The organism is Pseudomonas sp. 51_B, from assembly GCF_017491595.1.
GTDB lineage: Bacteria > Pseudomonadota > Gammaproteobacteria > Pseudomonadales > Pseudomonadaceae > Aquipseudomonas > Aquipseudomonas promysalinigenes.
In genome coordinates, this window is sequence record NZ_JAFGYW010000053.1 from 1 (window position 1) to 2735 (window position 2735).

A 2735-nucleotide genomic window follows, 5' to 3' on the forward strand; every position below is an offset into this window, starting at 1 on the left:
TCAGCGCCTGGCAGGCGGTTCTCGACACGGCGGTTCTGCGGGCCGGCATCCGGTACGCGCAGGCCAACGGTGCGGTTTTCTTCGCCCCACTCCACGTTCACCGGCGCCGAGGTATCGGGCAGGAAGCGGCGGAACGAGTTGACGTTGGGGGCAAACAGCGGCAGCGCTTCGGGGATGAACTTCTGCAGGCCACCGATGTGGTTCAGGAACAGCTCGCTCATGCTGCCGTCTTCATTGCTGAAGATGTTCTTGCCCGTGGCCACATCGACCACGCTCTGGTGCAGGTGCATGGCGCTGCCCGGCTCGCCGGTCATGGGCTTAGCCATGAAGGTGGCAGCGACGTTGTGCTTGAGCGCGGCCTCGCGCATGGTGCGTTTGAACACCAGAATCTGGTCGGCCAGGTGCAGGGCATCACCATGACGGAAGTTGATTTCCATCTGCGCCGTGCCATCTTCGTGAATCAGCGTGTCCAGGTCCAGGCGCTGCAGTTCGCACCAGTCATACACATCTTCGAACAGCGGATCGAATTCGTTCGCCGCCTCGATCGAGAACGACTGGCGGCCCGTTTCAGGGCGCCCGGAGCGGCCGACTGGCGGTTGCAGCGGGAAGTCCGGGTCTTCGCTGCGCTTGGTCAGGTAGAACTCCATCTCTGGCGCGACGATTGGCTGCCAGCCCTTGTCGGCGTAGAGCTTGAGCACTTTCTTCAGTACGTTGCGCGGCGACAGCTCGACCGGGTTGCCCTTCTTGTCGTAGGTGTCGTGAATCACCTGGGCCGTCGGCTCGATGGCCCACGGCACGAGGAACACCGCATCCTGGTCAGGGCGGCAGATCATGTCGATGTCCGCTGGGTCGAGCAGGTCGTAATAGATGTCATCGTCGACATAGTCGCCGGTCACGGTCTGCAGCAGCACGCTCTCGGGCAGGCGCATGCCTTTTTCGGCGATGAATTTGTTGGTCGGCGAGATCTTGCCGCGGGTGATGCCAGTCAGGTCACTGATCAGGCATTCGACTTCGGTGATCTTGTGCTCTTTCAACCAATCGGTGAGCTGGTCGAGGTTGTTACTCATAAATACCTCAGGAGGTAAGGTGGTCCGCGCTCTGATTCTGGATGGAGTAGATTGCTAAAGCAAAAACCCACACGCAGGCGCACTGTGGATACACTGAAAACAAGCGTGTCCGTAGTGAAATCGAAGGGCAGATATACGAGAAGAGCAACGAAAAGGCGTTACGAGGTGTGGCCCTGGCACGCAAAGCGTCAATTATTGCGGCCATGCAGGCCACCGCTGGGCTGATGCCTACGGGAACGACAGGGATACCCGACTGCACTGCGCAGGCAGCGCGTTCAGGTCGCGACAAGCGGACCATGTGACCCTCGTATTATTGTGTTTTGGGTTGAGTCCGAGCTTAGCCTTGTTAATTTTTTTACACAACACCTCCGTAAAAAATAAAACACGGCTCGGCGAAGATAGCTCTTGGTAAGAGAAATAGCGGATAATGGCACGCCCCGATATGCAGCAAATCTGCCGTCGATGTGCCATTTCAGGGCATCATTGGGTTGGCTTGACATCAGTATGGCTTTTCGATTGACTGGGTCTGCAAGCCCCCCTTGATTGATATTTTTAACAACAAAGGTGTTGCATCATGTCGGTACCCCCGCGTGCCGTTCAGCTTAACGAAGCGAACGCGTTCCTTAAGGAACATCCTGAGGTTCTCTACGTTGACCTTCTGATTGCAGATATGAATGGTGTGGTGCGTGGCAAGCGCATAGAGCGCACCAGCCTCCACAAGGTTTACGAAAAAGGCATCAACCTGCCTGCCTCCCTCTTTGCCCTGGACATCAACGGTTCCACCGTCGAAAGCACAGGCCTTGGCCTGGACATCGGCGATGCTGACCGTATCTGCTACCCGATCCCCGGCACCCTCTCCAACGAACCCTGGCAGAAGCGCCCTACCGCCCAGCTGCTGATGACCATGCACGAACTCGAAGGCGAGCCGTTCTTCGCCGACCCGCGTGAAGTGCTGCGTCAGGTGGTGAGCAAGTTCACCGAAATGGGCCTGACCATCTGCGCCGCATTCGAGCTTGAGTTCTACCTGATCGACCAGGAAAACGTGAACGGCCGCCCGCAGCCGCCACGCTCGCCGATTTCGGGCAAGCGCCCACAGTCGACCCAGGTGTACCTGATCGACGACCTCGACGAATATGCCGACTGCCTGCAGGACATCCTGGAAGGTGCCAAAGAGCAAGGCATCCCAGCTGACGCCATCGTCAAGGAAAGCGCCCCGGCGCAGTTCGAAGTCAACCTGCACCACGTTCCCGATCCGCTCAAGGCCTGCGATTACGCAGTGCTGCTCAAGCGGCTGATAAAGAACATCGCCTACGACCATGAAATGGACACCACCTTCATGGCCAAGCCCTACCCGGGCCAGGCTGGCAACGGCCTGCACGTACACATCTCCGTGCTGGACAAAGATGGCAACAACATCTTCACCAGCGAGGATCCCGAGCAGAACGCCGCGCTACGTCACGCTGTCGGCGGTGTGCTCGAGACCCTGCCCGCGTCCATGGCTTTCCTCTGCCCGAACGTCAACTCGTACCGCCGTTTCGGCGCGCAGTTCTACGTGCCGAACGCGCCGAGCTGGGGCTTGGACAACCGCACCGTGGCCCTGCGCGTGCCGACCGGCTCGCCGGATGCCGTGCGTATCGAGCACCGTGTGGCCGGCGCTGACGCCAACCC

The 2735-nt window shown here is 59.2% G+C and carries 2 protein-coding genes; one reads left to right on the forward strand and one right to left on the reverse strand.

Annotated elements, in window-relative coordinates:
* A partial coding sequence (locus J5M56_RS23510; RefSeq protein WP_207937887.1) for a glutamine synthetase family protein occupies positions 1-1067 on the reverse strand: 1067 nt, incomplete at its 3' end.
* A gap of 574 nt (positions 1068-1641) precedes the next feature.
* On the opposite strand from J5M56_RS23510, the gene J5M56_RS23515 reads away from it, so the two are divergent.
* Positions 1642-2735, forward strand: a 1094-nt coding sequence (locus tag J5M56_RS23515) for a glutamine synthetase family protein (RefSeq protein WP_207937888.1), incomplete at its 3' end; no start/stop codon positions are given.